Origin of the sequence: Streptomyces sp. NPDC059534, from assembly GCF_042743475.1 — a bacterium.
Classification (GTDB): Bacteria; Actinomycetota; Actinomycetes; order Streptomycetales; family Streptomycetaceae; genus Streptomyces.
On record NZ_JBHWAQ010000006.1, the window covers coordinates 246,422 to 272,353 of the forward strand.

General features: G+C 72.3%; 25 protein-coding genes. 11 read left to right on the top strand and 14 right to left on the bottom strand.

The window, feature by feature from the left end; translation table 11 throughout:
• Positions 1–87 precede the first annotated feature (87 nt).
• The 5 genes from ACFVZH_RS10315 to ACFVZH_RS10335 all read right to left on the bottom strand — a co-directional run bounded on the left by ACFVZH_RS10315 (position 88) and on the right by ACFVZH_RS10335 (position 5,981).
• Positions 88–1,308 carry an amidohydrolase gene (locus ACFVZH_RS10315; RefSeq protein ID WP_384895283.1) on the bottom strand — a complete coding sequence of 407 codons (1,221 nt, stop codon included), beginning with the start codon at positions 1,306–1,308 and terminating at the stop codon, positions 88–90.
• Positions 1,309–1,424: 116 nt separating this feature from the next.
• Positions 1,425–2,567, bottom strand: coding sequence for a hypothetical protein (locus tag ACFVZH_RS10320; protein ID WP_384895285.1), 1,143 nt, complete (start codon positions 2,565–2,567; stop codon positions 1,425–1,427).
• Entirely contained in the window at positions 2,564–3,457 is an 894-nt protein-coding gene (locus tag ACFVZH_RS10325; RefSeq protein WP_384895287.1) for an N-acetylneuraminate synthase family protein, read from the bottom strand. Before ACFVZH_RS10325 ends, ACFVZH_RS10320 begins: the two co-directional genes overlap by 4 nt.
• 11 nt (positions 3,458–3,468) lie before the next feature.
• The gene (locus ACFVZH_RS10330; protein ID WP_384895289.1) at positions 3,469–4,692 is read right to left on the bottom strand and encodes a cytidylyltransferase domain-containing protein; all 1,224 of its coding nucleotides are present in this window, start codon (positions 4,690–4,692) and stop codon (positions 3,469–3,471) included.
• The gene (locus ACFVZH_RS10335; RefSeq protein WP_384895291.1) at positions 4,692–5,981 is read right to left on the bottom strand and encodes a DUF6716 putative glycosyltransferase; all 1,290 of its coding nucleotides are present in this window, start codon (positions 5,979–5,981) and stop codon (positions 4,692–4,694) included. The genes ACFVZH_RS10330 and ACFVZH_RS10335 overlap by 1 nt, the downstream gene beginning before the upstream one ends.
• A 219-nt stretch (positions 5,982–6,200) precedes the next feature.
• On the opposite strand from ACFVZH_RS10335, the gene ACFVZH_RS10340 reads away from it, so the two are divergent.
• Both ACFVZH_RS10340 and ACFVZH_RS10345 read left to right on the top strand, forming a co-directional pair.
• Positions 6,201–7,199 (top strand): glycosyltransferase family 2 protein, encoded by a 999-nt coding sequence (locus tag ACFVZH_RS10340; RefSeq protein ID WP_384895293.1) that lies wholly within the window; start codon positions 6,201–6,203, stop codon positions 7,197–7,199.
• The gene (locus ACFVZH_RS10345; protein ID WP_384895295.1) at positions 7,196–8,542 is read left to right on the top strand and encodes a polysialyltransferase family glycosyltransferase; all 1,347 of its coding nucleotides are present in this window, start codon (positions 7,196–7,198) and stop codon (positions 8,540–8,542) included. The genes ACFVZH_RS10340 and ACFVZH_RS10345 overlap by 4 nt, the downstream gene beginning before the upstream one ends.
• A gap of 79 nt (positions 8,543–8,621) precedes the next feature.
• On the opposite strand, the gene ACFVZH_RS10350 is transcribed toward ACFVZH_RS10345, so the two are convergent.
• The 3 genes from ACFVZH_RS10350 to ACFVZH_RS10360 form a co-directional block, all read right to left on the bottom strand.
• Positions 8,622–9,443: a MerR family transcriptional regulator gene (locus ACFVZH_RS10350; RefSeq protein WP_384895297.1), complete on the bottom strand. Its 822-nt coding sequence runs from the start codon at positions 9,441–9,443 to the stop codon at positions 8,622–8,624.
• 60 nt (positions 9,444–9,503) lie between these two features.
• Positions 9,504–10,160 (bottom strand): leucine efflux protein LeuE, encoded by a 657-nt coding sequence (leuE, locus tag ACFVZH_RS10355; protein ID WP_384895299.1) that lies wholly within the window; start codon positions 10,158–10,160, stop codon positions 9,504–9,506.
• A 65-nt stretch (positions 10,161–10,225) separates the two neighbouring features.
• Positions 10,226–11,806: a methylmalonyl-CoA mutase gene (locus ACFVZH_RS10360; RefSeq protein WP_384895301.1), complete on the bottom strand. Its 1,581-nt coding sequence runs from the start codon at positions 11,804–11,806 to the stop codon at positions 10,226–10,228.
• A gap of 257 nt (positions 11,807–12,063) precedes the next feature.
• On the opposite strand from ACFVZH_RS10360, the gene ACFVZH_RS10365 reads away from it, so the two are divergent.
• Positions 12,064–12,891, top strand: a complete 828-nt coding sequence (locus ACFVZH_RS10365) for a peptidoglycan-binding protein (protein WP_384895303.1) — start codon at positions 12,064–12,066, stop codon at positions 12,889–12,891.
• 158 nt (positions 12,892–13,049) lie between these two features.
• On the opposite strand, the gene ACFVZH_RS10370 is transcribed toward ACFVZH_RS10365, so the two are convergent.
• Together ACFVZH_RS10370 and ACFVZH_RS10375 are read right to left on the bottom strand one after the other, a co-directional pair.
• Positions 13,050–14,210 carry a hypothetical protein gene (locus ACFVZH_RS10370; protein WP_384895305.1) on the bottom strand — a complete coding sequence of 387 codons (1,161 nt, stop codon included), beginning with the start codon at positions 14,208–14,210 and terminating at the stop codon, positions 13,050–13,052.
• Positions 14,210–14,899 carry an RNA polymerase sigma factor gene (locus ACFVZH_RS10375; protein ID WP_384895307.1) on the bottom strand — a complete coding sequence of 230 codons (690 nt, stop codon included), beginning with the start codon at positions 14,897–14,899 and terminating at the stop codon, positions 14,210–14,212. Before ACFVZH_RS10375 ends, ACFVZH_RS10370 begins: the two co-directional genes overlap by 1 nt.
• A 397-nt stretch (positions 14,900–15,296) precedes the next feature.
• Between ACFVZH_RS10375 and ACFVZH_RS10380 the strand changes: the two genes are divergently transcribed.
• On the top strand, positions 15,297–16,034 hold the full coding sequence (locus ACFVZH_RS10380) for a Clp protease N-terminal domain-containing protein (RefSeq protein ID WP_384895309.1): 738 nt from the start codon (positions 15,297–15,299) through the stop codon (positions 16,032–16,034).
• Positions 16,035–16,047: 13 nt separating this feature from the next.
• On the opposite strand, the gene ACFVZH_RS10385 is transcribed toward ACFVZH_RS10380, so the two are convergent.
• The 3 genes from ACFVZH_RS10385 to ACFVZH_RS10395 all read right to left on the bottom strand — a co-directional run bounded on the left by ACFVZH_RS10385 (position 16,048) and on the right by ACFVZH_RS10395 (position 19,037).
• On the bottom strand, positions 16,048–16,608 hold the full coding sequence (locus tag ACFVZH_RS10385; RefSeq protein WP_384895311.1) for a hypothetical protein: 561 nt from the start codon (positions 16,606–16,608) through the stop codon (positions 16,048–16,050).
• Positions 16,609–16,674: 66 nt separating this feature from the next.
• Positions 16,675–17,316, bottom strand: a complete 642-nt coding sequence (locus tag ACFVZH_RS10390) for a DUF4328 domain-containing protein (protein WP_384895313.1) — start codon at positions 17,314–17,316, stop codon at positions 16,675–16,677.
• 98 nt (positions 17,317–17,414) lie between these two features.
• Positions 17,415–19,037, bottom strand: coding sequence for a glycoside hydrolase family 20 protein (locus tag ACFVZH_RS10395; RefSeq protein WP_384895315.1), 1,623 nt, complete (start codon positions 19,035–19,037; stop codon positions 17,415–17,417).
• A 176-nt stretch (positions 19,038–19,213) separates the two neighbouring features.
• On the opposite strand from ACFVZH_RS10395, the gene ACFVZH_RS10400 reads away from it, so the two are divergent.
• The 7 genes from ACFVZH_RS10400 to ACFVZH_RS10430 all read left to right on the top strand — a co-directional run bounded on the left by ACFVZH_RS10400 (position 19,214) and on the right by ACFVZH_RS10430 (position 25,249).
• The gene (locus ACFVZH_RS10400; protein ID WP_384895317.1) at positions 19,214–19,831 is read left to right on the top strand and encodes a 2-oxo-4-hydroxy-4-carboxy-5-ureidoimidazoline decarboxylase; all 618 of its coding nucleotides are present in this window, start codon (positions 19,214–19,216) and stop codon (positions 19,829–19,831) included.
• Positions 19,832–20,023: 192 nt separating this feature from the next.
• Positions 20,024–20,404 (top strand): succinate dehydrogenase, cytochrome b556 subunit, encoded by a 381-nt coding sequence (gene sdhC / locus ACFVZH_RS10405; RefSeq protein ID WP_015035721.1) that lies wholly within the window; start codon positions 20,024–20,026, stop codon positions 20,402–20,404.
• Between the two features lie 5 nt (positions 20,405–20,409).
• Positions 20,410–20,886: a succinate dehydrogenase hydrophobic membrane anchor subunit gene (locus ACFVZH_RS10410; RefSeq protein WP_384895319.1), complete on the top strand. Its 477-nt coding sequence runs from the start codon at positions 20,410–20,412 to the stop codon at positions 20,884–20,886.
• A gap of 25 nt (positions 20,887–20,911) precedes the next feature.
• Complete coding sequence (gene sdhA, locus ACFVZH_RS10415; protein ID WP_384895321.1) at positions 20,912–22,666, top strand: succinate dehydrogenase flavoprotein subunit; 1,755 nt, start codon at positions 20,912–20,914, stop codon at positions 22,664–22,666.
• Positions 22,666–23,424, top strand: a complete 759-nt coding sequence (locus tag ACFVZH_RS10420) for a succinate dehydrogenase iron-sulfur subunit (protein WP_384895323.1) — start codon at positions 22,666–22,668, stop codon at positions 23,422–23,424. The genes sdhA and ACFVZH_RS10420 overlap by 1 nt, the downstream gene beginning before the upstream one ends.
• A gap of 81 nt (positions 23,425–23,505) precedes the next feature.
• Positions 23,506–24,066 (top strand): hypothetical protein, encoded by a 561-nt coding sequence (locus ACFVZH_RS10425; protein ID WP_384895325.1) that lies wholly within the window; start codon positions 23,506–23,508, stop codon positions 24,064–24,066.
• Between the two features lie 133 nt (positions 24,067–24,199).
• The gene (locus ACFVZH_RS10430; RefSeq protein WP_384895327.1) at positions 24,200–25,249 is read left to right on the top strand and encodes a serine hydrolase domain-containing protein; all 1,050 of its coding nucleotides are present in this window, start codon (positions 24,200–24,202) and stop codon (positions 25,247–25,249) included.
• A gap of 88 nt (positions 25,250–25,337) precedes the next feature.
• Here ACFVZH_RS10430 and ACFVZH_RS10435 read toward each other — a convergent pair whose 3' ends face one another.
• A complete protein-coding gene (locus tag ACFVZH_RS10435; RefSeq protein ID WP_384895329.1) occupies positions 25,338–25,889 on the bottom strand; it encodes a MarR family winged helix-turn-helix transcriptional regulator in 552 nt (183 codons plus the stop codon).
• Positions 25,890–25,932 lie beyond the last annotated feature (43 nt).

The following is a 25,932-nucleotide window of genomic DNA, read 5'->3' on the forward strand; positions in this document are numbered from 1 at the left end:
GGCGATGGGCCGGACGGGTCAACCCGACCCGTCCGGCGCGCGCGGCCGGAAATCGGCCGCGGACCGGCGCCGCCGAACGGCCCGGGTTCAGCTCCGCGACGTGGCGTCGAGCAGGGCCGCGGCCGTGAAGAGCTCCACCGCGGCGTCGATGCACCGCTCGTCCACGTCGAAGTCGCCGGCGTGCAGGTCGCGCACCCGGGTGTCGCCGGGAGTGCGGACGCCGAGGCGGGCCATGGCGCCGGGGACGTGCTCCAGGTACCAGGAGAAGTCCTCGCCGCCGAGGCTCTGCTCGGTGTCCTCGATCGCGTACGGTCCGCGCCGGGCGGCCATGGCGTCGTGGAGCAGTTCGGCGACGACCGGGTCGTTGACGACCGGGGGGACGCCCCGGACGTAGGTCACGGTGGACTTGGCCCGGTGCAGGGTGGCGACCTCGTCGATCGCCGCGTGCACCAGGTCGGGCGCCTCCCGCCAGGTGGGCAGGTCGAGGCAGCGCACGGTGCCGGAGAGCTCGGCGTGTTGCGGAATGACGTTGGGCGCGTGGCCGGCCTCGATGCGGCCCCAGGTGACCGAGAGCCCGGAGCGGGCGTCGACGCGGCGGGCCAGCACGGCGGGGACGTCGGTGGCGACCCGGGCGGCGGCGGTGACGAGGTCGGTGGTGAGGTGCGGGCGGGCGGTGTGGCCGCCGGGGCCGTCGAGGGTGACCTCCAGACGGTCGCAGGCCGAGGTGATGGCACCGGCCCGGAGCCCGATCCGGCCGGCGTCCACCCGGGGGTCGCAGTGGACGGCGATGATCCGGCCGACACCGTCCAGGACCCCGGCCTCGACCGCGTCGGCGGCGCCGCCGGGCAGGACCTCCTCGGCGGGCTGGAAGATCAGCCGCACGGCGTGGGGAAGGAGCCCCTGCCGGTCCAGCTCGGCCAGCACGAGGCCGGCGCCGAGGACGGTGGTGGTGTGGACGTCGTGTCCGCAGGCGTGGGCGCGGTTGGCCACGGTGGAGCGGTAGGCGACGGTCTTGACGTCGGGGATGGGCAGCGCGTCGAGGTCGGCGCGGATCGCGAGCATGGGGCGGGCGCGGTCCGGGGTGCCGATGTCACAGATGAGTCCGGTGCCGGCCGGCAGGACCTTCGGCGCGAGGCTGGCCGCCTCCAGGCGGGCCTTGAGCGCGGCGGTCGTACGGAACTCCTGGTTCCCGAGCTCGGGGTGCATGTGCAAGTCCCTGCGGAAGTCGATCAGTTCGGCGCGCAGGGTTGCGGACAGCGTTCCGGGCAGGGTGACGGAGCCTGGCTCACGGGACTTCAACTGGTTCACCCTTTGAAGGGTAGGCCCGTGGAGAGGTCAACTGCCCGTTGATCACGAAAAGTTCAGCCCGTTAGGGGAAAGAATCTCGGTTTGCCGGGCATGAAGACCCTCCCATGTGGGTACGCTCAGCCGAATTCGAGCCGGTCTGTCGGGGATGTCACCCGCGCGGTGAGCCGGTCGACCTCGTGGGCGGCCGTGCCCGTCACCACGGACAGGAAGCCCTGGGCACGCGGTGAGGCGCTCTCCCGCAGCCACTCGGGCGCGATCTCGCAGACGGCGACCTTCACCCCCGTGCCCGCGAGGGCCAGCGGCAGGGTGTGCACCACCGTGGACGGGAAGCTCACGACCGTACGCCCGATGGGGCCGCGCCGGGCGATCAGCTCCAGGGGCAGATCGGGCCTGACCACCTGCAGGCCCGTGTCGACCGCGATCCGGTGCAGTTTCTCGGCGCTCTCCCTGCGGTGCGCGAAGTAACGGGTCGCGCCGTGGTCCCGGGCCAGCTCGCCCACCACCCGCGCGTAGTGACCGGCGTCCACCACCCCCGTCTCGACCAGCGAGGTGCCCACCAGGTCGGCGCCGCCGGTGAGCCGCGGCGGTCCGAAACGGCTCCGGGTCCACGCGAAGGAGTTCTCCGTGACCGTGAGGTCTCCGGGCGCCTCGACCGGCAGCGAGGTGAAGACCTCGACCGTACGGCCCCGGGCCGGGGCGAGCCGGCGGCGGGCCAGCGACGTCACCGGGGCGAGCACCAGCTCGCGCGGGCCCAGGCGGCCCTTGCGGTGCCAGCGCACCAGGCGCTCGCCGCGGCCGAGCTGGGCGGCGAACTCCATCGTGGCGGTGCCGTCGTCGACCACCGTCAGGTGCCGGGGCGAGAACAGTGAGAGGAGTAGCTGGACGTACCGGGAGAAGGGGTCTCCGATGATCACCCGTTCCGCCGCGCGCAGCGGCCCGGCCAGCTCCCGCAGTGTGCGGACGAGGGCGCCCCGGCCGCCGCGGGCCTCCTGCCAGCGGACGGCGAGCCCCTCGTCCCGGGCCAGCTGCGCCATCCGGCGCAGCTGGCCCCGCGACATGGGGTCGGTCGGCGACAGGACGACGACCGTCAGGGGGGCCGCCGGGGCCGGGAGACCGGGTCCGGCGGCGGTGTGGGCGGGCGCGGCCCCCGGGTCGCCGGGGGCCGCGGCGGCGCCGGCGGCGGTCGACTGGGTGTGCGCCCATTCCAGGACGTTGAGGAGCTGGACCGGGCTCTCGACGAACGCCAGCTGCCCGGTCATGCGGTGACGAGCCCCTGGACCCGGCGGAGCTTCTTCATGGGGCCGAGCTCGGACTCGTAGACCTTCTTGACGCCGTCGCCGAGGGCGGTCTCGATGGTGCGGATGTCGCGGACCAGGCGCTGGAGGCCCTGGGGCTCGACGGAGGCGGCCTGGTCGGAGCCCCACATGGCGCGGTCGAGGGTGATGTGGCGCTCGACGAAGGTCGCGCCGAGGGCGACGGCGGCCAGCGTGGTCTGGAGGCCGGTCTCGTGGCCGGAGTAGCCGATCGGGACGTTCGGGTACTCCTCCTGGAGCGTCTGGATGACGCGGAGGTTGAGCTCCTCGGCCTTGGCCGGGTAGGTCGAGGTGGCGTGGCAGAGCAGGATGTTGTCGCTGCCGAGGACCTCGACGGCGTGCCGGATCTGCTTCGGCGTCGACATGCCGGTGGAGAGGATGACCGTACGGCCGGTGGCGCGCAGCTCGCGGAGCAGCTCGTCGTCGGTGAGGGAGGCGGACGCGACCTTGTGGGCGGGGACGTCGAACTTCTCCAGGAAGGCGACGGCCTCGGTGTCCCACGGGGAGGCGAACCAGTCGATGCCGCGCTTCGCGCAGTGCTCGTCGATGGCGCGGTACTCGTCCTCGCCGAACTCCACGCGGTGGCGGTAGTCGATGTAGGTCATCCGGCCCCAGGGGGTGTCCCGCTCGATGTCCCACTGGTCGCGCGGGGTGCAGATCTCGGGGGTGCGCTTCTGGAACTTGACGGCGTCGCAGCCGGCGTCGGCGGCGACGTCGACGAGCGCGAGGGCGTTCTCGAGCTCGCCGTTGTGGTTGATGCCGATCTCGCCGGTGATGTACACGGACCGGCCGGGGCCGGCGGTCTTCTCGCCGAAGGTGCGCAGACGGGTGTTCATGGTGCGGTTCCTTACGAGTCGGTGGTGGTGCGTGAGGGGGTGTCGAGCTCGGGTCCGAGGAGCCACGCGGCGATCTCGCGGATCGCCCCGGAGCCGCCGGGGGTGACGGTGACCGCGCGGGCCGCGGCCCGTACGGAGTCGTGGGCGCTGCTCACCGCGACGGGCCAGCCGACGAGGTGGAAGCAGGGCAGGTCGTTGACGTCGTTGCCGGCGTAGAGCACGCGCTGGGGGTCGATGCCCTCGGCCTCGCACCACTCCTTGAGGGCCCGGTCCTTGCGGTCGATGCCGTGCAGGACGGGGATCCTGAGCTTGCGGGCGCGGGCGGCGACGACGGCGTTCTGTTCCGTGGAGAGGATGAGGACGGGCAGGCCGGCGCGGCGCAGGGCGGCGATGCCGAGGCCGTCGCCGCGGTGCGCGGAGACGAACTCGCGCCCCTCGGCGTCGAGGTGGACCCGGTCGTCGGTCTGGGTGCCGTCGAAGTCGAGGACGACGGCGTCGATGTCGGCGAAGCCGGGGGTGGCGGGCTCGTCGAGGAGCGGCGCGAGGGCCCTGGCGCGGGCCAGGTCGTGCGGGTCGTCGATCTCCAGGACGCGGGCCGCGTCGGTGATGACGAGCGCGGTGCGGCCGAAGAAGCGGTGCCGGTGGGTACGGAAGCCGGCCGCGTCCATGGCGTAGACGGCGCCGGTCTCCAGGTACTCGGGCTCCCGGTCCTGGCGGCGGGGGCGGTGTGCCTTGTCGTGGTTGACGCCGGTGGCGCCCGTCGCGCCGTCCTGGGGGTCGCGCCACAGGAAGCCGTGCGAGGGGGCGGCCGTGAAGGCGGTGTCGGCGGCGCCGGAGACGATCCGGTCGGCCGTGTCCGCGATCTCGGCGGAGGTGAGGAAGGGGCTCGTGCACTGGACGAGGAGGACGACGTCGGCCGGCCGGCCGTGGGTGGCCTCGAAGGCGTCCATGGCGTGCAGGACGGCCGCCTCGCTGGTGGCGGTGTCGCCGGCCAGTTCGGCGGGGCGGTGCACGACGTCGGCGCCCGCGGTGCGGGCCGCCGTCGCGATGGCGGGGTCGTCCGTGGAGACCATGACGTGGGTGACCGGGCGGGCGCCGAGGCAGGCCAGGGCGGCGCGGGCCACCAGGGGGACCCCGGCGACGGGGGCGAGGTTCTTGGCGGGGACGCCTTTGGAACCGCCCCGTGCGGGGATCACGGCGAGCACGGTCGGGGTGCTCGGCTTCGTCGTCGTCATCAGAGTTCTCCCAGGCGGCGGATGACGGGGGCGACGCGCTGCACGCCGTGGCGGTACGCGCCCCGCGCGGCCTCCCGGACGACCCGGCGCAGGCCGCTCTCGCGGGGTTCCGGCGCGGTGACGTCCAGGCGGTGGCGGGCGAGGATCCCGGGCAGGTAGCCGGGTGCCGTCTCCGCGGTGTAGTAGGGGGTGATCGGGGGCAACGCGGGGAGCGTCAGGAGTGCGGCGACCCGGTCCCGGGCCGCGTCGAAGGCCGACTCGTACGATCCGTCGGAGGCGACGCCCTGCCGGGCGAGCCAGGTCTCGTCGGGTACCGGGGCGAGCCCCTTGTCGAGCCGGTCGAAGGAGGTCAGCAGGCCGGAGCCGACGAAGTGGTGGTTGCCGAGCGCCTCGCGGACCCCGACGTCGGTGAGGATCGCGGTGGGGATCCGCCGGTGGAGGGCTTCGAGGGCGGCCGTGGAGGAGACCGTGACCAGGAGGTCCGTGCGGTCCAGGACCTCGCCCATGTGCCCGTATACGAGGCGGAAGTTGGGTGGCGGGTCGAGGGTGCGGGCCAGCTTCTGGAAGGGGAACTCCTCCAGGTGCGTGGTGTGTTCGCCCGGCTTGGAGCGGAGTTTGAGGAGCACCTCGCGGCCGGGGTGGAGGCGGGCGTGTCCGATCAGCCGCCGCAGGACGTAGGCGCGTTCGGCGCGGGTGGCGGGCACGGACGGCTGGGCGGCGAAGACCAGGGTGTCGCGGCCGGCCTCGGGTGTGTGCGGGGCGCCGCCGAGGAAGGGCAGCGCGGCCTCGACGACGGCGTCGGCGCCGGCTCCCACGCCTTCGTAGACGTCGCGGAAACGCTCGGCGTCGTGACGGGAGTTGGCGAGGACGACGTCGGCGCCGTGGCGCAGCAGGAGGCCGTCGGTCAGCTTCTCGTAGACGACGCCGACGTAGCCGGTGACGATCACCGGGCGTCGCTCCAGGGCCAGGTCGGCCAGGCCCTGGAGGACGGCCCGGACGGTGCCGCCGACGAGAGCGAGGACGACGACGTCGTACCCCTCGCCGCGTGTCTCCGCGTCCCGTACCTCGCGCAGGAAGTCGGCGCCGGTCACCTCGCGCGGGGCGGTCGTGGACACCCCGGTCTCGGTGAGCTGGCGCGCGGTGGGCGTGGCCCGTCCCCGGAGGACGAATCCGGTGGGTTCGGCGGTCGCCGACGTGATGCGGCGCGCGGTGAGGGCGCCCCATTTCCACCGGGTGTCGGAGTCGGCGAGTACGGCGACCCGCACCGCTTCTCTGGTACTTGCTGGCACGCCGAGGACGCTAGAAGGGCATTCCGCTTTCCGTCCCAACTGGGCCGCAACAAACGGTGAACAGAGCCTCTCCGACTTCTGAAGTGGTTCGTTTTCCGGACGGGCGACCGCCGGATTCCGGTGCCGGTAAAGGCGGTTAATCCGTCTGCCGCTTGGTGTTCACCGAACCGCCCCCCGCCGGTCGGTGGGAATGCCGGGTCGGCGCCTAGCGTCGGCCGCGTGGTCAAGCTCTCCGTCGTCGTGCCGTTCTTCAACGTGCAGACATACGCCCCCGACACCCTCACGAGCCTGCGGGCCAACGCCCGAGAGGACTTCGAGTTCCTGCTGGTCGACGACTGCTCGTCGGACGGGACTCCGGAGCTCCTCGAACGGGCCGCGCGCGAGCTCCCGGGCGCCGTCCTGATCCGGCACGAGCGGAACGAGGGCCTCGCCACGGCCCGCAACACCGGCCTCGACGCGGCACGCGGCGAGTACATCGCCTTCCTCGACGGGGACGACTGGCTGGCCCCCGGCCACTACGGCCGCCTCGTCGCCGCCGCCGAGGGACTCGGCTGCGACTTCCTCCGTACCGACCACGTCTCCGTCACCGGCCGGAACCGGGCCGTCCGGCGGGCGCCGGTCGCCCGGCGCGCCGAGGTGCTGGACCCGCGGGACGCGATCCTGCCGGCCCACCGCACGACCTCCGTCGACTACCCGTACGCCTGGGCGGGCATCTACCACCGGCGGCTCCTCGACCGGGGGCTGCTGCATTTCCCGGACGGCCTGCGGACGGCCGAGGACCGGCCGTGGATCTGGCGGCTTCACCGGGAGGCGGATTCGTTCGCCGCGGTCGGTGAACTCGGCGTCTTCTACCGGCGGGGCGTTTCGACCTCACTCACCCAGATCGGCGACGTACGGCAATTGGATTTCATCCGCGCATTCGACCAGGTGATCGAGGAAACGGCGAAGGACAGGGACGCCGGCCGTCTTCTCCCGAAAGCCGTCCGCACGTATTGCGCGGTGATTTCCCATCACATCGGCTCGATCGAACGGTTCGAGCCGGACGTGGCCCGTCGGCTGAAGGAGATGAGCGCGGGCGCCCTGCGGCGGATGCCCGGGGACGTCCTCGACGAGGTCCTGCCGGCGATGGGCCCGGAACGGGCCTCGACGCTGCGGGCGCTGCGCCGGCGCCGCCCCGCGTCCGGCGGCGGTACGGGCACCGTGGAGGTGGCGGCATGAGCGGCCGTACGACCCCGCCGGCCCCCCGCCGCACCACGCAGATCTTCTGCGCCTCCACCCTCTACGGGGCGGTCACCCTCGCCGCGGCCCTCGACAGCGGCTGCTTCGGGCCCGCCGACCGGCGGATCCTGCTCGTCGTCAACAACGCGGCCGTCCCGGAGACGACCCCCGCCCTCGACGAGGCCGAGGGCTTCGCGCGGCTGCGCGGCCGCTTCGACACGGTCCTGTCCTGGAACGAGACGATCTCCCCGCTGCACCCCGCCGGCTGGACCCCCCGCGCGAGCGACCTCCCGCTGCTCCAGCGCCATCTGCGGCGGCTGTGGGACCTCGGCGACGACCGGATCGAACTCGCCCTGGAGTCGCTCCAGGTGACGCCCGCGCTCGCCATCGCCCAGCTGCTGCCCGAGGCGCCGATCACCGCCTACGCGGACGGCCTGATGAGCTACGGGCCGACCCGCAACAAGATCGACCCGCTGGTCGGGGGCCGGGTGGGCCGGCTGCTCCACCTGGACCTCGTGCCGGGGCTCGCGCCCCTGCTGCTCGCCGAGTTCGGGGCGGTGGCCGAGCCCGTGCCCACCGGGGCGTTCACCGCCTGCGTCGAGGAGCTGGCGGGTCCCGCCGCCGGGCCCGGGCAGGACGGTCCGGTCCTGCTCCTCGGCCAGTACCTGGCCGCGCTCGACCTGCTGTCCGTCGCCGAGGAGGAGGAGCTGCACCTCCGGATGGTCCGGGGCGCCGTCGCCCGGGGCCACCGGCGGCTCGTCTTCAAGCCGCACCCGACGGCCCCGGACACCTGGTCGCGGACGCTGGTCCGCGAGGCGGAGGCGCTCGGCGCCGAACTGACCGTCGAGGACCGGCCCGTGCTCGCCGAGGTGCTCTACCGCGAGCTGCGGCCCGCCCTCGTCGTCGGCTGCTTCTCCACGGCGCTCCTCACCGCGCACACCTTCTACGGGCTGCCGGTCGCCCGTGTCGGCACCCGGGCGCTCCTCGAACGGCTCACCCCGTACCAGAACAGCAACCGCGTCCCCCTCACCGTCGTGGACGCCGTCGTCCCGCCGCTGGAGGAGCACGCCGCGGACGAGGACACGGCGGCACTCGGCACGGGGCGGCTGAACGACCTGGTCGCGGCGGTCGGCTTCGCGATGCAGCCGAAGATCCGGCCCGATCTGCGGGAGGCGGCGGTCCGGCACCTGTCGGGCCCGCTCGCCGCGCGCACCCGCCATCACTTCACCCGCCGCCGCCTCACCGCCCTCGGCCTGCCCGGCGGCCTCCCGCTCCCCCGTCACCCGCGGGTCCGCCGGCTGGCCCGCCGGGCACTGCGGCTGCGCAAGGCGCTCAAGCGGTAGCCGCGCGCCACCGGGCCGTACGGTTCCTCCCGGACGGCCCGGGCGCGTGCGTCTCAAGCACGCGGCTCAGGCGCGGCGCTCAGGCGCGGGAGATCGGCTCCTGGATCTCCGTCACCCACTGCGAACGGTCCTCCGGGCACTCCAGGTACAGCTCGCGCGCGTAGTGGTCCGAGCGGTAGCCGTTGGCCTCGATCCAGCGGGCCAGGGTCTGGGCGGTCGGCAGGATGGCGTCCATCGAGCCGCGGTGGACGACCGTCGCCGCCTCCTCGATGGCGGGCAGGACGCGCACCTCGACGCCCTCCACGGCCGTGCCCTCGGGGACGGTCATGGCGGCGTGCACGGCGACCGAACCGTCCCCCCTGCCGGCGTCCTCGTAGTACGCGATGCCCGGGCCGAAGCCGGTGAGGCCCGCGGCCTCCAGGCGGCCGCACAGCTCGTCGTACAGCGGTCCGATGGCCGGGCCGATGTCGTGCGGGCCGAAGCTGGCGACGACCGTGCTCAGCTCCGCGACGCGGACGGCGGGGATCTTCTTGACGACGACGTCCTGGGTGGACATGCGTCCCTCGCTCTCGATGGCCTGGAGACGCGCGCCGACCTGGGCGAGCCGTGCCCGCGCCTCCGCCAGGGCCGCTTCCAGCTCGGCCTGGCGCAGACGCAGCATGCCCCGCAGCTCGTCCGCGTCGAACCGCTCGTCGAGGATCGCCCCCACCTGGTCGAGGGTGAAGCCGAGGTCCTTGAGCGCGATGACGCGGTTGAGCCGGGCGAGCTGGTCCGCCGTGTAGAAGCGGTAGCCCGTGTGCGGGTCGACCCGGGCCGGGCGCAGCAGTCCGAGGGCGTCGTAGTGACGCAGCATCCGGACCGACACCCGCCCGTGCCGGGCGAAGTCTCCGATGGTGAACATGACGACTCCTACGGAACGCCCTCACACGGTGTCAGGGTCAAGCGGCGCCGGGGCGGGGCGTCAGGCGGCGCTGCTGAGCGAGAGCTTCGCGGCGAAGCCGAGGAAGAGGGCGCCGGCCGCCGAGGTCGCCCCGGCGGAGAGGCGCTTGCGGCGGCGGAAGGCGGACGCGAGCCGGGTGCCGCCGAATATCAGCATCGTGAGGTAGAGGAAGCTGCCGATCTGGAGCAGCGTGCCGAGGACGAGGAACGACAGCGCCGGGTAGGCGTAACCGGGGTCCACGAACTGCACGAAGAAGGAGATCAGGAAGAGGATCGCCTTGGGGTTGAAGAGGCTGATGAGCAGCGCGCGGCGGTACGGGTTCTCCCCCGCGACGGCCGGGCTCTCCTCGGGCTCCAGGGCGGGCGTCTCGCCGCGGCCGCGCCACATGCCCCACGCGGCGCGCAGCATGCCGATCGCCATCCAGGTGAGGTAGCCCGCGCCCGCGTACTTGACGACGGTGAAGAGGAGCGGGGTGGTCTGGAGCAGCGAGGCGGCGCCGAGCGCGGCCAGCGTCATCAGGACCGCGTCGCCGGTGAACACCCCGGCGGCGGCCTTGTATCCGGTCCGGGTGCCCTTGCGGGCGGCGACGGACAGCACGTAGAGCGAGTTCGGTCCCGGCAGGAGGATGATGAGGACGAGGCCCGCGAGATAGGTCGGCAGATCGGTGACACCCAGCATCCCCGGAGTGTCGCACACGGGTACGACACTCCGCTGTGACCTGGGTCTACGGATCTCCCGCGGTCCTAGAAGGCGTCGGTGGGGACGTACGTGCCCCAGACCGCGCGCAGCGCGTCGCAGACCTCGCCGACGGTGGCGCGCGCCTTGAGGGCGTCCTTCATCGGGTACAGGACGTTCTCCGTTCCCTCCGCGGCCTTCCTGAGCGCGGTGAGCGCCGCGTCCACGGCCGGCTGGTCGCGCTCGGACCGCAGCCGGGCGAGCCGGTCGGCCTGCTGGGCCTCGATGGCGGGGTCGACGCGCAGCGGCTCGTAGGGCTCCTCGGTGTCGACGGTGTAGCGGTTGACACCGACGACGACCCGCTCGCCGCTGTCGGTCTCCTGCGCGATGCGGTAGGCGGAGTGCTCGATCTCGCTCTTCTGGAAGCCGCGCTCGATGGCGCTGACGGCGCCGCCCATGTCCTCGACCCGGGCCATCAGGGCCAGGGCGGCCGCCTCGACGTCGTCGGTCATCCGCTCGACGACGTAGGAACCGGCGAAGGGGTCGACGGTGGCGGTGACGTCGGTCTCGTACGCCAGGACCTGCTGGGTGCGCAGGGCGAGGCGGGCGGACTTGTCCGTAGGGAGGGCGATGGCCTCGTCGAAGGAGTTGGTGTGCAGCGACTGGGTGCCGCCGAGGACGGCCGCGAGGCCCTGGACGGCGACCCGCACGAGGTTGACCTCGGGCTGCTGGGCGGTGAGCTGCACGCCCGCGGTCTGGGTGTGGAAGCGGAGCATCAGCGACTTGGGGTCCTTCGCGCCGAACTCCTCCTTCATCACCCGCGCCCAGATCCGGCGGGCGGCGCGGAACTTCGCGACCTCCTCCAGGATCGTGGTGCGGGCCACGAAGAAGAAGGAGAGCCGGGGCGCGAAGTCGTCGACGTCCATGCCGGCGGCGACGGCGGTCCGGACGTACTCGATGCCGTCCGCGAGGGTGAACGCGATCTCCTGCGCGGGTGAGGCACCGGCCTCGGCCATGTGGTACCCGGAGATGGAGATGGTGTTCCACTTCGGGATCTCGGCCCGGCAGTACTTGAAGATGTCCGCGATCAGCCGCAGCGACGGCTTCGGCGGGAAGATGTACGTGCCGCGGGCGATGTACTCCTTGAGCACGTCGTTCTGGATCGTGCCGGTCAGCCGGTCGGCCGGGACTCCCTGCTCCTCGCCGACGAGCTGGTAGAGCAGGAGGAGGAGGGAGGCGGGGGCGTTGATCGTCATCGACGTGGAGACCTTGTCCAGCGGGATCCCGTCGAACAGCACCCGCATGTCGTCGACGGAGTCGATCGCCACGCCGACCTTGCCGACCTCGCCGTGCGCGATCGGCGCGTCGGAGTCGTGCCCCATCTGCGTCGGCAGGTCGAAGGCGACCGAAAGACCCATCGTGCCGTTGGCGATCAGCTGCTGGTAGCGGGCGTTGGACTCCACCGCGGTGCCGAAGCCCGCGTACTGCCGCATCGTCCACGGCCGGCCGGTGTACATCGTCGGGTACACGCCGCGCGTGAAGGGGTACGCGCCGGGCTCGCCCAGCTTCTCCGCGGGGTCCCACCCGTCCAGGGCGTCCGGTCCGTAGACCGGCTCGACGGGCAGACCCGACTCCGACTCGCGCGCCATGCGTGGTGCCTCCCGACAGACGTGTCACCCAGCGGTGCCGACCCCCCGCGACGGACTGTAGCGGCGGGCCCGCGGGCCATGGGGGGCAGCGCGCCGTGGCCTCCCTCACAGGATGCGAGGTCCGTGCCCCGGGAGCGCAACCGCACACACGGCGGAACGCATCCCTACGTACACACGACTCGTCCCGGGGGGCAATGATGAAGCGGTCCACGACCGTCATACGCGGATCCGTCATACACAGAGTGATACTGGCGGCTGTGGCGGTGGCACTCGCCGCGGGCTGTACGCCCGACGCGGCCGGTTCCGGCGGCGCCGGCACCGGCGGCGCGAACCCGACGACGGCGCCCGCGCCGCCGTCGACCGGGACCCCCGCGCCCGCCCCGACCACGGACGCCCCGACCGCCACCCCGACCACGGACGACAAGCCGCCGTCCCCCTCGGCCACGCCCGGGTCCAAGCCCCTCATGGGCGACGGCGACGAGACCGAGCAGGTCCGCGAGCTCCAGGCGCGGCTGCGGCAGCTCGACTTCTTCGACCGCGCGCCGACCGGTTTCTACGGGACGATGACGGCGGGCGCGGTCAAGAAGTTCCAGAACCGGCGGGGGCTGCCGCAGACGGGCTCGGTCGACGAGGCGACGTGGCGGCAGCTGCTCTCCGTGACCGGGAAGCCGACCGCCGACGAGCTGAAGCCGTCCACCACCAACAAGCTGGACACGCCCGACCCGCGGTGCATGACCGGCCGGGTGCTGTGCATCAGCAAGGAGAGCCGGACCCTCGCCTGGATGATCGACGGCAAGGTCGTCTCGTCCATGGACGTGCGCTTCGGCTCGGAGAACACCCCGACCCGGGAGGGCGTCTTCAACGTCGGCTGGAAGGCCCGCGACTGGACGTCGACGATCTACCACACGCCCATGCCGTACGCGATGTTCTTCAGCCGCGGCCAGGCCGTGCACTACTCGGCGGACTTCGCGGCCCGCGGCTACGCCGGCGCCTCGCACGGCTGCGTCAACGTCCGGGACAAGGTGAAGCTCTCGGCCCTCTTCGACCAGGTGAAGCCCGGCGACAAGGTCGTCGTCCACTGGTAGCGGTGACGGGAGGGGAATGAGGGGCGCGGGTGGGACCGGGGGAACGTGTCCCACCCGCGCCGGGTGCGCGGAGCCGTAGGTACGGGGGGAACCCCGGCTCACTGCGCGGCCGATGACCAGTCGGCTCACTCAGTACTGCGCCGACGGGCCGAGAAGTGTTACACCGGCAGCAGGACGCGTGCCTCGGCGCCGATTCCGGCGGGCTGGTCGCCCGTGACCGCGGTGGAGAGAGCGGCCGGGAGCGGGGTGCCGCCGCGGGGGTCGTCGCCGCGCCGGGAGTCCCCGGCGCCGGACACTCCGGTCCCGGCGGAGTCGCTGCCGGCACTGCCGCGCCGGTTGCCGGAGCCGCCTCGGTCCTCGTCCTTCGTGTCGCCGTCGGAGCCACCATCGGAGCCACCCGTGGAACCGCCCTTGGAGGTGCCGGTGCTTCCGGTCCCGGCGACCGTCCCGGTGTCGCCGGAGAGGATCCGGTCGCAGTAGCGGCGCAGGGTGTCGCCGTCGCGCAGGGTGCGGTTGAGCTGGTTCCGGCCGGCGGTGTCGAGCTTTCCGGCGCGGTAGGCCCGGCACGCCTTGAGGGCCTTCTCCTTGAGGTCGGTGCCGCCGTTCCCGTTCCCGCCCGCGTCGCCCTGGCCGCCGGAGTCCGTGCCCGCGTCCGTACCCGCGTCCGCCGTGGTCCTGCCCGGCGTCGGGGTGCCGTCGCCGGGTCCGTCCGGGTCGGGGGTGGCCGGCGCCGTGGAGCCGGTGCCGGCGGAGGGGGACGCGCCGGGCGTGCCGTCGCCGCCGCCCGGTACCTCCGGGGGCGTCTCGGGGTCCTGGCGTATTCCGGGCTCCTTCGAGACGAGCGGGTCCGCGCTCTCCCCGGCCGTGACGGTGCTGGCGGGCGCGGGGCCCACCAGGGGCAGGACTCCGGTGCCGGCGGCGACGGCGACCCCGCCGACCGTGACGGCGGCGACCGCGGCGGCCAGCCCGTACCTCACGGACCGTCCCCAGCGGCGCACCGGGGCGGCGGCGGGGGCGAGCCGCACCCGGCCCAGCTCGATGAGGTCGGCCGTCGCGGTGGCGCCGTTTCCGGCCGCCGTGCGGGCGGGGGCGGCGGCGCGGGCCGCGACGGACTCGCGGAAGGCGGCGAGGGCCGCCGCCTCGCCGGGGAGTTCGGCGCCCGCGGCCGGGGAGGCGGCGTGGCTACGGGCTGTTCCGAGGGCTTCGGAGAGACGTTCCGCCTGGGTACGCGCATGGTCGTCGGCGGCATCGACCGGCTCGCCGCGGAGCAGCCGCTCCGCGGCCTCCTGGTCGAGCCACTGGTACCGCTCGTCGGCCATCACATGTCCTTCTGCGTACGCGGACGTGATTGCGTCACACCGCCGGGGGCCCGGGGCCCCGGTCCGCGGCCGCGTTGCGGAGGGACACCGTCCAGCGGCACGACCTCCCCACCCGGCTCCTCCGTCCCGTCCGTCTCGCCGTCGACCCCGAGGAGTTCGGCGAGTTTCCTCAGGCCCCGGTGCGCGGCCGTGCGGACCGCGCCGGGGCGTTTGCCCAGCGTGTCGGCGGCGCTCTTGGCGTCCAGGCCGACGACGACGCGCAGCACGACGGCCTCGGCCTGGTCCTGCGGGAGCTGGGCGATCAGTCGCATGGTGTGGCCGGTGGCCAGTGCCTCCAGGGCCTCGCCCGCGGTGTCGGAGTCGGCGGGCTTGTCGGTCAGTTCGGTCTCGTCCCCGCCGGACGCGGGGCGCCGGCCGCGCATCCGGATGTGGTCGAGGGCGCGGTTGCGGGCGATCCGGGCGGCCCAGCCGCGGAAGCGGTCGGCGTCGCCGGAGAACCGGTCGAGGTCGCGCGCGATCTGGAGCCACGACTCCGAGGCGACGTCCTCGGCGTCGGCGTCGCCGACCAGTGTCCGTATGTAGCCGAGCAACCGAGGATGCACGGCGCGATACACAGTACGGAACGCGTTCTCGTCCCCGTCCTGCGCAGCGAGCACCGCGGCCGTCAGCTCCGCGTCGTCCCCCAGCACTCCCCAAACCCTGTTCGTCGGTCACGTCGTCACGGCGCCGCGGCTGGTCACTGCCGCCACGCTGCCTCGCGCATCTGCACGCTACGTCGTGTCGCGGCGTCGCGTCCACGCGATCCGGGGTCTTTGTACAACTTGCAACCTTCGGAGGGCCGCCCCGTGGTGCACGTGCCGGTGCACGTGCGGGTGTGACAGAAACCGCACCGGCGGCGCTGTATGGAGTACGGAGCCGTGCTGCGGCTCCGTGGATGACGACCGGGGCCTCTCCTGTGGGGGGTGGCGGCCCCGGTCGTCTCCCTTTCCCCCTCCTTTTCCGGCCCCTTCACCCCTGGGCGCACTCCACCCTCTCCACTGTCAACCAAGCGTTGACAGCGGAGAGGTGTCAACCTAGGGTTGCCTCATGACGAATCCAGTCGGTCTTCAGGTCCCCGTCCGTCTCGACGAACTCATCGAAGCCATCAAGAAGGTCCACCCCGACGCCCTGGACCAGCTCTCCGGCGCCGTCATCGCGGCGGACCACCTCGGCGACGTCGCCGACCACCTCATCGGCCACTTCGTGGACCAGGCCCGGCGGTCCGGCGCCTCCTGGACCGACATCGGCCGCAGCATGGGCGTCACCCGCCAGGCCGCCCAGAAGCGGTTCGTCCCCAAGGAGCCCGACGCGGAGAAGATGGACCCGAACGCCGGGTTCAGCCGCTTCACCCCCCGGGCGCGGAACGTCGTCATGGCCGCCCAGAACGAGGCCACGGCCGCCGGCAACGACGAGACCCTCCCCGCGCACCTGGCGCTCGGCCTGCTCGCCGAACCCGAGGGGCTCGCGGCGTACTGGATCACCTCGAAGGGCGTGGCCCTCGAACAGGTCCGCGAGGCCGTCACGGCCACCCTGCCGCCGGCCGCCGCCGAGGTGCCCGCGCTCGTCCCGTACGACGCGGCGGCGAAGAAGGTCCTGGAGCTGACGTTCCGCGAGGCCCTGCGCCTCGGCCACCACTACGTCGGCACCGAGCACATCCTGCTCGCCCTCCTGGAGCACGAGGACGGCGAGGGCGTGCTCAGCGGACTCGGCCTCGACAAGGCCACGGCGGAGCGGGAGATCGCCGAGGCGATCTCCTCGGCCGCCGTCCAGCCCCCGGAAGCCTGAGCCCCGGCCAGGCTCAGGCCGTGCGGGCGCGGCGCGAGACGACCGCACGCAGTACCCGGCCGCCCTCGACGGAGAGCTCGCGCGCCCGGCGCAGACCGGTCGGGCCGTGGGCGGCCGAGTCGAGGACGGCCTGCTGGCGCCGGAGCTCCCCGGCGAGCAGCGGGCCCGCGCCCTCGGCGTCGCCGGCCAGGCAGCGCCCGACGAGCCCGTCGGGGACCCCGGCGGCGTCGTAGCGGCCGTGCAGGGCGAGGGCGGTGGCCGCACACGCGGCGGCCCAGGCGCGCAGGGCCTCGGCCGTCCAGTCGGCCGGGGCCTCGGCCAGCATTCCGCGTACCGCCCCGGCGTCCTCCGTGCCCTCGACGTCGAGCTCCACGCGGGCCTTGGCGACGGCCTCGCCCCAGGCACCTCCGTCGCCGCGCGCGACGGCCGCCCACACGGGACGCAGTGCGTCGCCCCGGTCGGGGGCCAGCAGCGGCAGACAGCGGTCGAGGCAGGCGAGTCCGGCCGCGGCCAGCCCTCGCTCGTCAGCCCTGTCGATCAGTTCCAGCAGGCTCCGGCCGTTCCCCGACGTCATGGACGCCTCCTCGCCACCCGATGCGGACGCAGTACTTCCACTACTGCGCCGGGCGGCGCCTTTTCGTCACTGCGCGGCCGGAATCATGCCAGTGGCCTTGGTGTGCTGCATAGAGGTCAGACGCCGGACGAAACCGATCGCGAGGACGGCGGCGACGATGTCGAGGACGTACCCGGCGAGCGACCACTGGGTCGCGAGCGTCCAGGACTCGGTGGTCTCCGCCGTCTTGTACATCTGTCCGGAGATCCAGTTCACGAGGGTGGCGAGGATCCAGCACGTCCACCAGCTGTTGAGCAGCGTCAGCTCCCGCTTGCCGTCGGCGGCGTACGGCTCCCAGCGGCTGGCCCGCCAGATCTCGACGGCGATCGCCCGCGGGATCCAGAAGTTGCCGATCGGGACGAACCAGCAGCCGATGGCATAGCCCGGCGTCCGGGTCTGCAGGTCACGGGCCCAGATCTCGGCGTTCTTCCGCAGCCGGTGGAACCAGACGATGAAGACGATCCCGGTCGCCACGAACAGGGCGAACGACATGCTGTACGCCACGGCCAGGTAACCCGGACGGAAGTACTGCGGGTCGCTGTAGTCCGTCTCGTCGGCCAGCAGATCGCGGGCCTCGACGACACCGAGCAGGACGTCGAGGACGATGTTGCCGACGAGCAGGACCGCCGCGGCTTTCGCCAGGCCGTTCGGATTGCGGAGTGCGAGCATCCGGTTCCCCCCAAGGAACACGCGGCGGCCGGGCGGCCGCCGCCGGGGGAACCTACGCGGTCCGCACGGATCGCGTCCACGGAGAACGTCAGGTCGCGTCAGCGCACCTTCGCCGCCAGCGCCCGGAACTGGTCCCAGGTCAGGGCCGGTTTCGCCGGGTCCCAGACCTTCTGGGCGAGGGCGGTGAGGGGCATGCGGATGCCGTCGGCGACCTGGGCCTGGGTCTGGGAGCGCGAGAGGTCGCACCAGACGGCGAAGCGGGCGCCGAGGATCTGGGAGTCGTAGCGCGCGGGGACGGGGGTGGTGCCGCGGACGACGAGCGGGGTCCACTGCTCGTAGATGCGGCGGCCGGTGGGGTAGGTGAAGTCGTTGGGCTGGCCGAGCACGTAGTAGAGGTACTCGTCGTTGAGGTTGACCAGCTTCCGCCCGGCGCTCAGGTACGAGACGGGCTGGCGGGCGCCGATCTCCTTGCCCGTCCAGTACTCGACCTCGATGTCCTTCGCGGGGCTGACCACACCGCCCGTGAAGAAGCCGTCGTTCCACGCCTTGAGGGTCTTGCCGGTGGGCCGGACGACGGCCGCGCGGTCGTTGAGCCAGCCGGTGGCGAGGTCCTGGACGCGGCCGGAGGCGCCGTACTCGGCGCGCGCGGCGCGGGCGAGCTGCGGGTAGGTCGCCTCGGGGTTCGTGGACATGAGGGCGACGTACTCGTCGGCGCCGAGGTGCCAGTACGCCCCGGGGAAGAGCTGCGTGTACTCGCGCAGCAGGTCGTCGACGATCCGGGCCGAGTCCGGGTCGGAGATGTCGACGGCCCCGCGCGGGGTCCGGCCGCTCGCGCTGGCGAGCTGGAGGTCCGGGTGGGCGGCGATGACGGCGCCGAGGTGTCCCGGCGAGTCGATCTCGGGGACCACCGTGATGTGGCGGTCGGCCGCGAGGGCGAGGATCCGCCGCACCTCGGCCTTGGTGAGGTGCTGGGCGGAGACGACCTCGGGGTGGCTGGCGGACTCGATCCGGAAGCCCTGGTCGTCGGAGAAGTGCAGCCCGAGCTGGTTGAGCTTGAGGTCGCCCATCTCGCGGATGCGGTCCTCCAGCCAGGCCGCGGTGAAGTGCTTGCGGGCGATGTCGACGTTCAGTCCGCGCTGCGGCTTCGCGGGCCGGTCGGTGACGGTCCCCTCGGGTATCGAGCCGGAGCCCTTCACGGACTGCTTGAGGGTGCGGGTGCCGTAGAAGACGCCCGCCTCGTCGGGGCCGCTGATCCGGACCCGGTCGTCCTGGACGGTCAGGGTGTACGACTCGGGGGCGCCGGTCCCGCCGAGGGCCAGTTCGACGTCCCCGGGGCCAGCGGCGACGGCGCCGCGGTACGGGATGCCGAGCTCTCCGGCTATCAGCTTCCCCTCGTCGGCGAGGCCGTCGCTGTCCGCGGCGAGGACGACCCCGCCGGTGGGCGTGGGCTTCCAGCCGGGACCGCGGGCGGGCTCGTGGTCCCGGACGGAGGGGACGGTCCGCGGCGCGGTGGAGAGGGGATAGTTCTTCGTCGGCGTCGGCGTCGGGCTGGGCGGCGCGCTGGTGGGCGCGGCACTCGCGGACGTGCCGGCGGAGGTGGTGGAAGGGCCGGACGGGCCGGACGGGGATCCGTTCGAGCAGGCCGCCACGGTGACCAGTGCCACCGCGGTCGCCAGGAGGGCGGGGCCCCGGAGGGGCTCCCGTATGGAGTACCGCATCATTCGGAATCCTCCCGTACGGAAGCCGGTCCGGCCAATCGGGGGACAGCGCGGGGGCGGGCGAGGGGCCGGAACGCGGGGCGGAGCGGAAGCCTGTCGTCCATCACATGTTCCGAAACTCTCCCTTCCGGGTGAAATTCGCGCATCCGTCGGACACTTCCCTCATCCCGTCGATAACGTTGAGTCACGTCCACCCCACCCGTCCCGGAGTACCGGAGCCCACGCTGACCAGCGACACCCACGCCCCCTGCCGGAAGCCGGGCTCCACGGACACGCCTGCCATACCTGCCCAGCAGACCCACCCCCGGCACACGGGCGGTCTCGTCGGCTTCAACGCGGCCTCGGCCGCCGAGGCCGAGGCGCTGCTGCTCTCCTGCTGCCACAGCCCGCGGTGGGCCGAGCGGGTGGCGGCCCACCGTCCGTACCCGACCGTCGACGCCCTGCTCGCCGCCGCCGACGAGGCCGGTTACGACCTGTCCCGGGCGGAGCTCGACACGGCCCTGGCGGCCGAGTCCTCCGCCCTGCCGCACCCCGAGGCGCCGCCGGCGGCCCGGACGGCACTGCGGGCGGCCCACGCCGCGTACGAGAGCAGCTTCGGACACGCGTTCGTGATCAGCCTCGACGGGGTGCGTCCGGGCGAGCGGCTCGACCAGGTCCTGGCCGGAATCCGGTCACGTCTCGGCAACGAACCGGAGGAGGAGCGGGTGATCGCCACCGACGAACTGCGCCGGCTCACCCGCGCCCGGCTGGCGTTCCGGCTGGCCGAGGGGCTCACACCGCGACACTCCGGGCCGTGAATACGTCCGGAATGCGGCGATTCCGGCCTGCGCGATAGCCCGTCCGTGCCTGTTTGATCACACCGATGGACCCCGCGCGAGCGAACCGACAAGTCGTCGCTACGATGACCGGGGCCGGTGGACCGTACCCGGCCGGGTCTGACCGACAGAGAAGCCGGCCGGCCCTGATCCCCGCTCCCGGAGGGTTTTTCCGTGCCGGCTGGAACGCTGTACCGCGGCCGGGAAGGAATGTGGAGCTGGGTGGCTCATCGAGTCACCGGCGTCCTCATCTTCTTCTTCCTGTTCGTACACGTGCTGGACACCGCTCTCGTCCGCGTCTCCCCCGAGGCGTACGACGAGGTCGTCGCGACCTACAAGACGCCGATCGTCGCTCTTCTGGAGTACGGCCTCGTCGCCGCCATCCTCTTCCACGCGCTGAACGGTCTCCGTGTCATCGCCGTGGACTTCTGGTCCAAGGGCCCGCGCTACCAGAAGCAGATGCTCTGGACCGTCGTGGGCATCTGGGTCGTACTGATGGCGGGCTCGCTGTACCCCGTCCTCGGCCACGCCGCACGTGAACTGTTCGGGAGCTGACGCGCATGTCCGCTGACACCACCTCCGCGATCAGCCCCGTCGAGGGCGGCGCGCACTACGACGTGGAGAACCCCGCGCCGTACATCGAGGCCCCCCGCAAGCGCACGGGCAAGACCCCGCGCGCGACCCGCGGCAACTTCGAGATGGCCGCGTGGCTCTTCATGCGCCTCTCGGGCGTGGTCCTCGTCGTCCTGGTCCTCGGCCACCTGCTGATCCAGCTCTTCCTGGACGGCGGCGTCTCCAAGATCGGCTTCGCCTTCGTGGCCGGCCGCTGGGCGTCCCCGTTCTGGCAGGTCTGGGACCTGCTGATGCTCTGGCTCGCCATGCTGCACGGCGCCAACGGCCTCCGTACCGTCATCAACGACTACGCGGAGCGGGCCAACACGCGCCTGTGGCTCAAGGGCCTGCTGTACACCGCCACGGTGTTCACCATCCTTCTGGGCACGCTGGTGATCTTCACCTTCGACCCGAACATCCGCTAGGCACGGGGCTGAGGTAATCCACGTCATGAAGATCCACAAGTACGACACCGTCATCGTCGGCGCCGGTGGCGCCGGCATGCGCGCCGCCATCGAGTCGACGAAGCGCAGCCGCACCGCCGTGCTGACGAAGCTCTACCCCACCCGGTCCCACACGGGCGCCGCGCAGGGCGGCATGGCCGCCGCGCTGGCGAACGTGGAGGAGGACAACTGGGAGTGGCACACCTTCGACACGGTCAAGGGCGGTGACTACCTGGTCGACCAGGACGCCGCCGAGATCCTGGCGAAGGAGGCCATCGACGCCGTCCTCGACCTGGAGAAGATGGGCCTGCCGTTCAACCGGACCCCGAACGGCACCATCGACCAGCGCCGCTTCGGCGGTCACTCCCGCAACCACGGCGAGGCCCCGGTCCGCCGGTCCTGCTACGCCGCGGACCGCACCGGCCACATGATCCTCCAGACGCTGTACCAGAACTGCGTCAAGGAGGGCGTGGAGTTCTTCAACGAGTTCTACGTCCTGGACCAGCTCATCGTCGAGGTCGACGGTGTGAAGCACTCCGCGGGCGTCGTCGCGTACGAGCTGGCCACCGGCGAGATCCACATCTTCCAGGCCAAGGCCGTGATCTACGCGTCCGGCGGCACCGGCAAGTTCTTCAAGGTGACCTCCAACGCGCACACCCTGACCGGTGACGGCCAGGCCGCCTGCTACCGCCGCGGCCTGCCCCTGGAGGACATGGAGTTCTTCCAGTTCCACCCGACGGGCATCTGGCGCATGGGCATCCTGCTGACGGAGGGCGCCCGCGGTGAGGGCGGCATCCTCCGCAACAAGGACGGCGAGCGCTTCATGGAGAAGTACGCGCCGGTCATGAAGGACCTCGCGTCCCGTGACGTCGTCTCCCGCTCCATCTACACGGAGATCCGCGAGGGCCGCGGCTGCGGCCCCGAGGGCGACCACGTCTACCTGGACCTGACGCACCTTCCGCCGGAGCAGCTCGACGCCAAGCTCCCGGACATCACCGAGTTCGCCCGTACGTACCTCGGCATCGAGCCGTACACGGACCCGATCCCGATCCAGCCCACCGCGCACTACGCCATGGGCGGCATCCCGACCAACGTCCAGGGTGAGGTCCTCTCGGACAACACCACGGTCGTCCCGGGCCTGTATGCGGCCGGCGAGGTCGCCTGCGTGTCGGTGCACGGCGCCAACCGCCTCGGCACCAACTCGCTGCTCGACATCAACGTCTTCGGCAAGCGGTCCGGCATCGCCGCGGCCGAGTACTCCGCCAAGCACGACTACGTCGAGCTGCCGGAGAACCCGGAGTCCCTCGTCGTCGCGACGATCGAGAAGCTGCGCAACTCCACGGGTCACGAGCGGGTCGCGGACATCCGCCGCGAGCTGCAGGAGACCATGGACGCCAACGTGATGGTGTTCCGCACGGAGCAGACCATCAAGACGGCCGTCGAGAAGATCGCCGAGCTGCGCGAGCGCTACGAGAACGTGTCCATCCAGGACAAGGGCAAGCGCTTCAACACGGACCTCCTGGAGGCCATCGAGCTGGGCAACCTGCTCGAACTGGCCGAGGTCATGGCCGTCTCGGCCCTGGCGCGCAAGGAGTCCCGCGGCGGTCACTACCGCGAGGACTACCCCAACCGCGACGACGTCAACTTCATGCGCCACACCATGGCGTACCGCGAGGTCGGCGAGGACGGCACCGAGACCGTCCGTCTCGACTACAAGCCGGTCGTCCAGACCCGCTACCAGCCGATGGAGCGTAAGTACTGATGGCTACCCCCGTACTGGACAAGGTCGAGGCGGAGTCCGCCGCCTCCCCGTACATCACGGTCACGATGCGGGTCCGCCGCTTCAACCCCGAGGTGTCGGACGCGTCGGTCTGGGAGGACTTCCAGATCGAGATCGACCCGAAGGAGCGGGTGCTCGACGCCCTCCACAAGATCAAGTGGGACGTCGACGGCACGCTGACCTTCCGTCGCTCGTGCGCGCACGGCATCTGCGGCTCGGACGCGATGCGGATCAACGGCAAGAACAGGCTCGCCTGCAAGACGCTGATCAAGGACCTCAACCCCGAGAAGCCGATCACGGTCGAGGCCATCAAGGGCCTGACGGTGCTGAAGGACCTTGTCGTCGACATGGAGCCCTTCTTCCAGGCGTACCGGGACGTCATGCCGTTCCTGGTCACCAAGGGCAACGAGCCGACGCGCGAGCGCCTGCAGACCGCCGAGGACCGCGAGCGCTTCGACGACACCACCAAGTGCATCCTGTGCGCCGCGTGCACGTCGTCCTGCCCGGTCTTCTGGAACGACGGCCAGTACTTCGGTCCGGCCGCGATCGTCAACGCGCACCGCTTCATCTTCGACTCGCGTGACGAGGCGGGCGAGCAGCGCCTGGAGATCCTGAACGACAAGGACGGCGTGTGGCGTTGCCGCACGACGTTCAACTGCACGGACGCGTGCCCGCGTGGCATCGAGGTCACCAAGGCCATCCAGGAAGTGAAGCGCGCGCTGATCACGCGACGTTTCTGACCTTCGGTGTGGCGGGAAAGCCCGCTTCTGTACGCTGCGGCGTGCAGGAGCGGGCTTTTTCTTTGTGAAGGACGGGGACTGATGAGCGAGCCGAACCCTTACGCGGACGGTGAGTACAAGTGGGGGCCGGGGCAGCAGGGCGGGACGCCCGGCACTCCGGCGTACGGGTATCCGCAGGACGCTACGCCGGGGTACGGCTATCCGCAGGCCGGATCCACCCCCGCGGCGGGTGTGCCGTACCAGCCGACCCTGCCCGGTGGCGTGCCGCTGCCGCCGCAGCCCGCGCCGATGGGCTCGGGAGCTCCGCTGCTGAGCCTCGGCGACATCACCGTGGTCGGTGACCAGATCATGACGCCGGCCGGGCCGATGCCCCTCAAGGGCGCCGTGTGGAACGCGATGGACATGTCGCGGACCGAGGAGAAGATGCCGACGGTCGCGATCGTGCTGGCGATCGTCTTCTTCATCTTCTGCCTGCTGGGCCTGCTCTTCCTGCTGATGAAGGAGAAGAGCACGACGGGCTTCATCCAGGTCACCGTGACCAGCGGCGGCCGGCACCACGCGACGATGATCCCGGCGACCGGCCCGGACACCATCCACTGGGTCATGGGGCAGCTCAACTACGCGCGCTCGCTGAGCATCTGATCTCCCCTGTTCCCTAGGGGGCGGCCCCGGGGAATCGTCCGGGGGCGACCGGGTGTCGCTCAGGGGTACGGCAGGGGCTTGCCAGGGGCATCCCCGATAGCCTGTCACGCCACCGCGGCGGGAACCTTGATCCATGACGAACTCATGGATGCGCAGGGCCCGTTGGTCGGCCACGGCGACGGCGGCCGTCCTGGTGGCCGCGGTCGCGGGGATCGCGCCCGCGGCGGCATCGGCCCCCGCCGGGGCTCCGGCGGCCGTCGCGCGGGAGGGCCATGTCGACGCGGCGGCGCTGCGGGAGGCCCTGGCCGGGCTGCCCGACGCGTACGTGCGGGGCGCGATGGTGCGGGTCACGGGGCGCGAGGGGCACTGGAGAGGGACCGCCGGGGAGTGGACGGCCCCGGCCGACGCGGAGTTCGCGATCGGCAGCATCACGAAGCTGTTCACCGCCGCGATGGCGCTCCAGCTCGTGGGTGAGGACCGGCTCGCCCTGGACGACACGGTCCAGGAGCTGCTGCCGGGCCTGCTGCCCGCCTCGTACGAGCCGATCTCCGTGGGGCAGCTGCTCACTCACACCAGCGGCCTGCAGAAGCCGCGCTGCGTCCGGCCGGGCACCCCGGTGGAGGTCGTGACCTCCGCGGTCTCCTGCGACGCCCCCACACCCCCCGGAACGACCGTGCAGTACAACGGCATCAACTACTACCTCGTCGGCCTGGTGATCGAGAAGGTGACCGGCCGGTCGTACGAGGAGGAGCTCGACGACCGGATCGTGCGGCCGCTCGGACTGCGCCACACCTCACTGCCGGCCGACGACTGGGCGTGGGCGGAGGGCGGGATCGTCTCCCGCGCCTCCGACCTGGAGCGCTTCTTCACCTCGCTGACACGGGGCCGGCTGCTGCGACCCGACGAACGCCGCCTGCTGTTCACGACGCCGGGGATACCGGGCGCCGACTTCGGCTACGGCGGCCTGAGGCGCATGCGGGCGCCCGGCGACGGGCCGGTCGTCTGGGGCAAGACGGGCACGAACCGCGGGTACACGAGCGGGATCTTCGCGACGCCCGGCCTGGGGCGGATCGTGGTGTACTCCACCCTGCCGACCGGCAAGGACCCGGAGCGCGAGGTCGACCGCGTCATGCGGATCGCGGGCGCCGGCTTCCGGGGCGCGAGGACGACGGCGTGGTCCTGAGGACGACGGCGTGGTTCTGAGGGCGACGGCGTGGTTCTGACGGTCGCTCGGCGGGACGAGGGCAGGGGCGGCCGCAGACCGTGCGCCGTCAGGCGTGCCAGGACTGGGTGGGGCCGCCCGCCTCGGCCTCGACCATGATCCGGCGCAGCATGTCGTTGAGCAGGGTGCGCTCCTCGGAGGTGAGGACGCCGAGGAGGCGGTACTCCTCGTGGCCGAGGACGTCCATGGCGCCGAGCCAGGTCTCGCGGCCGGCGGCGGTGAGTTCGACGACGACCCTGCGGCGGTCGGTCGTGGACTGGGTGCGGCGGACGAACCCGCGCTTCTCCAGGGCGTCGAGGCGGCCGGAGACGGAGGCGGGGGCGAGGTCGAGGTCCTGGGCCAGCTCGGAGGGCGCGGCGCTGCCGCCGCGGCCGGAGAGCTTGTGGAGGGTGTCGAACTCGTGGCGCTCCAGGTCGAAGTCGACGAGGGACTGTTCCCTGACCCGGCGGAAGTGGACGGAGAGCTTCTTCATGCGGGTGACGGCGCCTTCGACGACGGGGTCGAGGTCGGGCAGGACGGGCTGCCAGCGGGCGACGTGCTCGTCGGTCCAGTCACGCGGGTCGGGTGCGCGGGGGGCACGCGGTTCCTCGGGGAGCGCCATGAAGTGATCGTACGTCCGGGGGCGGCGCCTCTCAGGGGGAAGT

Bases quoted from the DNA above. Each gene is read 5' to 3' on its own strand.
- ACFVZH_RS10370 (WP_384895305.1), bottom strand. From the start codon at position 14,210: ATGGCCGACGAGCGGTACCAGTGGCTCGACCAGGAGGCCGCGGAGCGG.
- ACFVZH_RS10325 (WP_384895287.1), bottom strand. From the start codon at position 3,457: ATGAACACCCGTCTGCGCACCTTCGGCGAGAAGACCGCCGGCCCCGGC.
- ACFVZH_RS10320 (WP_384895285.1), bottom strand. From the start codon at position 2,567: ATGACCGGGCAGCTGGCGTTCGTCGAGAGCCCGGTCCAGCTCCTCAAC.
- ACFVZH_RS10380 (WP_384895309.1), top strand. From the start codon at position 15,297: ATGACGAATCCAGTCGGTCTTCAGGTCCCCGTCCGTCTCGACGAACTC.
- ACFVZH_RS10410 (WP_384895319.1), top strand. From the start codon at position 20,410: ATGTCCGCTGACACCACCTCCGCGATCAGCCCCGTCGAGGGCGGCGCG.
- ACFVZH_RS10395 (WP_384895315.1), bottom strand. From the start codon at position 19,037: ATGATGCGGTACTCCATACGGGAGCCCCTCCGGGGCCCCGCCCTCCTG.
- ACFVZH_RS10385 (WP_384895311.1), bottom strand. From the start codon at position 16,608: ATGACGTCGGGGAACGGCCGGAGCCTGCTGGAACTGATCGACAGGGCT.
- ACFVZH_RS10360 (WP_384895301.1), bottom strand. From the start codon at position 11,806: ATGGCGCGCGAGTCGGAGTCGGGTCTGCCCGTCGAGCCGGTCTACGGA.
- ACFVZH_RS10425 (WP_384895325.1), top strand. From the start codon at position 23,506: ATGAGCGAGCCGAACCCTTACGCGGACGGTGAGTACAAGTGGGGGCCG.
- ACFVZH_RS10350 (WP_384895297.1), bottom strand. From the start codon at position 9,443: ATGTTCACCATCGGAGACTTCGCCCGGCACGGGCGGGTGTCGGTCCGG.
- ACFVZH_RS10390 (WP_384895313.1), bottom strand. From the start codon at position 17,316: ATGCTCGCACTCCGCAATCCGAACGGCCTGGCGAAAGCCGCGGCGGTC.
- ACFVZH_RS10345 (WP_384895295.1), top strand. From the start codon at position 7,196: ATGAGCGGCCGTACGACCCCGCCGGCCCCCCGCCGCACCACGCAGATC.
- ACFVZH_RS10420 (WP_384895323.1), top strand. From the start codon at position 22,666: ATGGCTACCCCCGTACTGGACAAGGTCGAGGCGGAGTCCGCCGCCTCC.
- ACFVZH_RS10330 (WP_384895289.1), bottom strand. From the start codon at position 4,692: ATGACGACGACGAAGCCGAGCACCCCGACCGTGCTCGCCGTGATCCCC.
- ACFVZH_RS10430 (WP_384895327.1), top strand. From the start codon at position 24,200: ATGACGAACTCATGGATGCGCAGGGCCCGTTGGTCGGCCACGGCGACG.
- sdhA (WP_384895321.1), top strand. From the start codon at position 20,912: ATGAAGATCCACAAGTACGACACCGTCATCGTCGGCGCCGGTGGCGCC.
- leuE (WP_384895299.1), bottom strand. From the start codon at position 10,160: ATGCTGGGTGTCACCGATCTGCCGACCTATCTCGCGGGCCTCGTCCTC.
- ACFVZH_RS10435 (WP_384895329.1), bottom strand. From the start codon at position 25,889: ATGGCGCTCCCCGAGGAACCGCGTGCCCCCCGCGCACCCGACCCGCGT.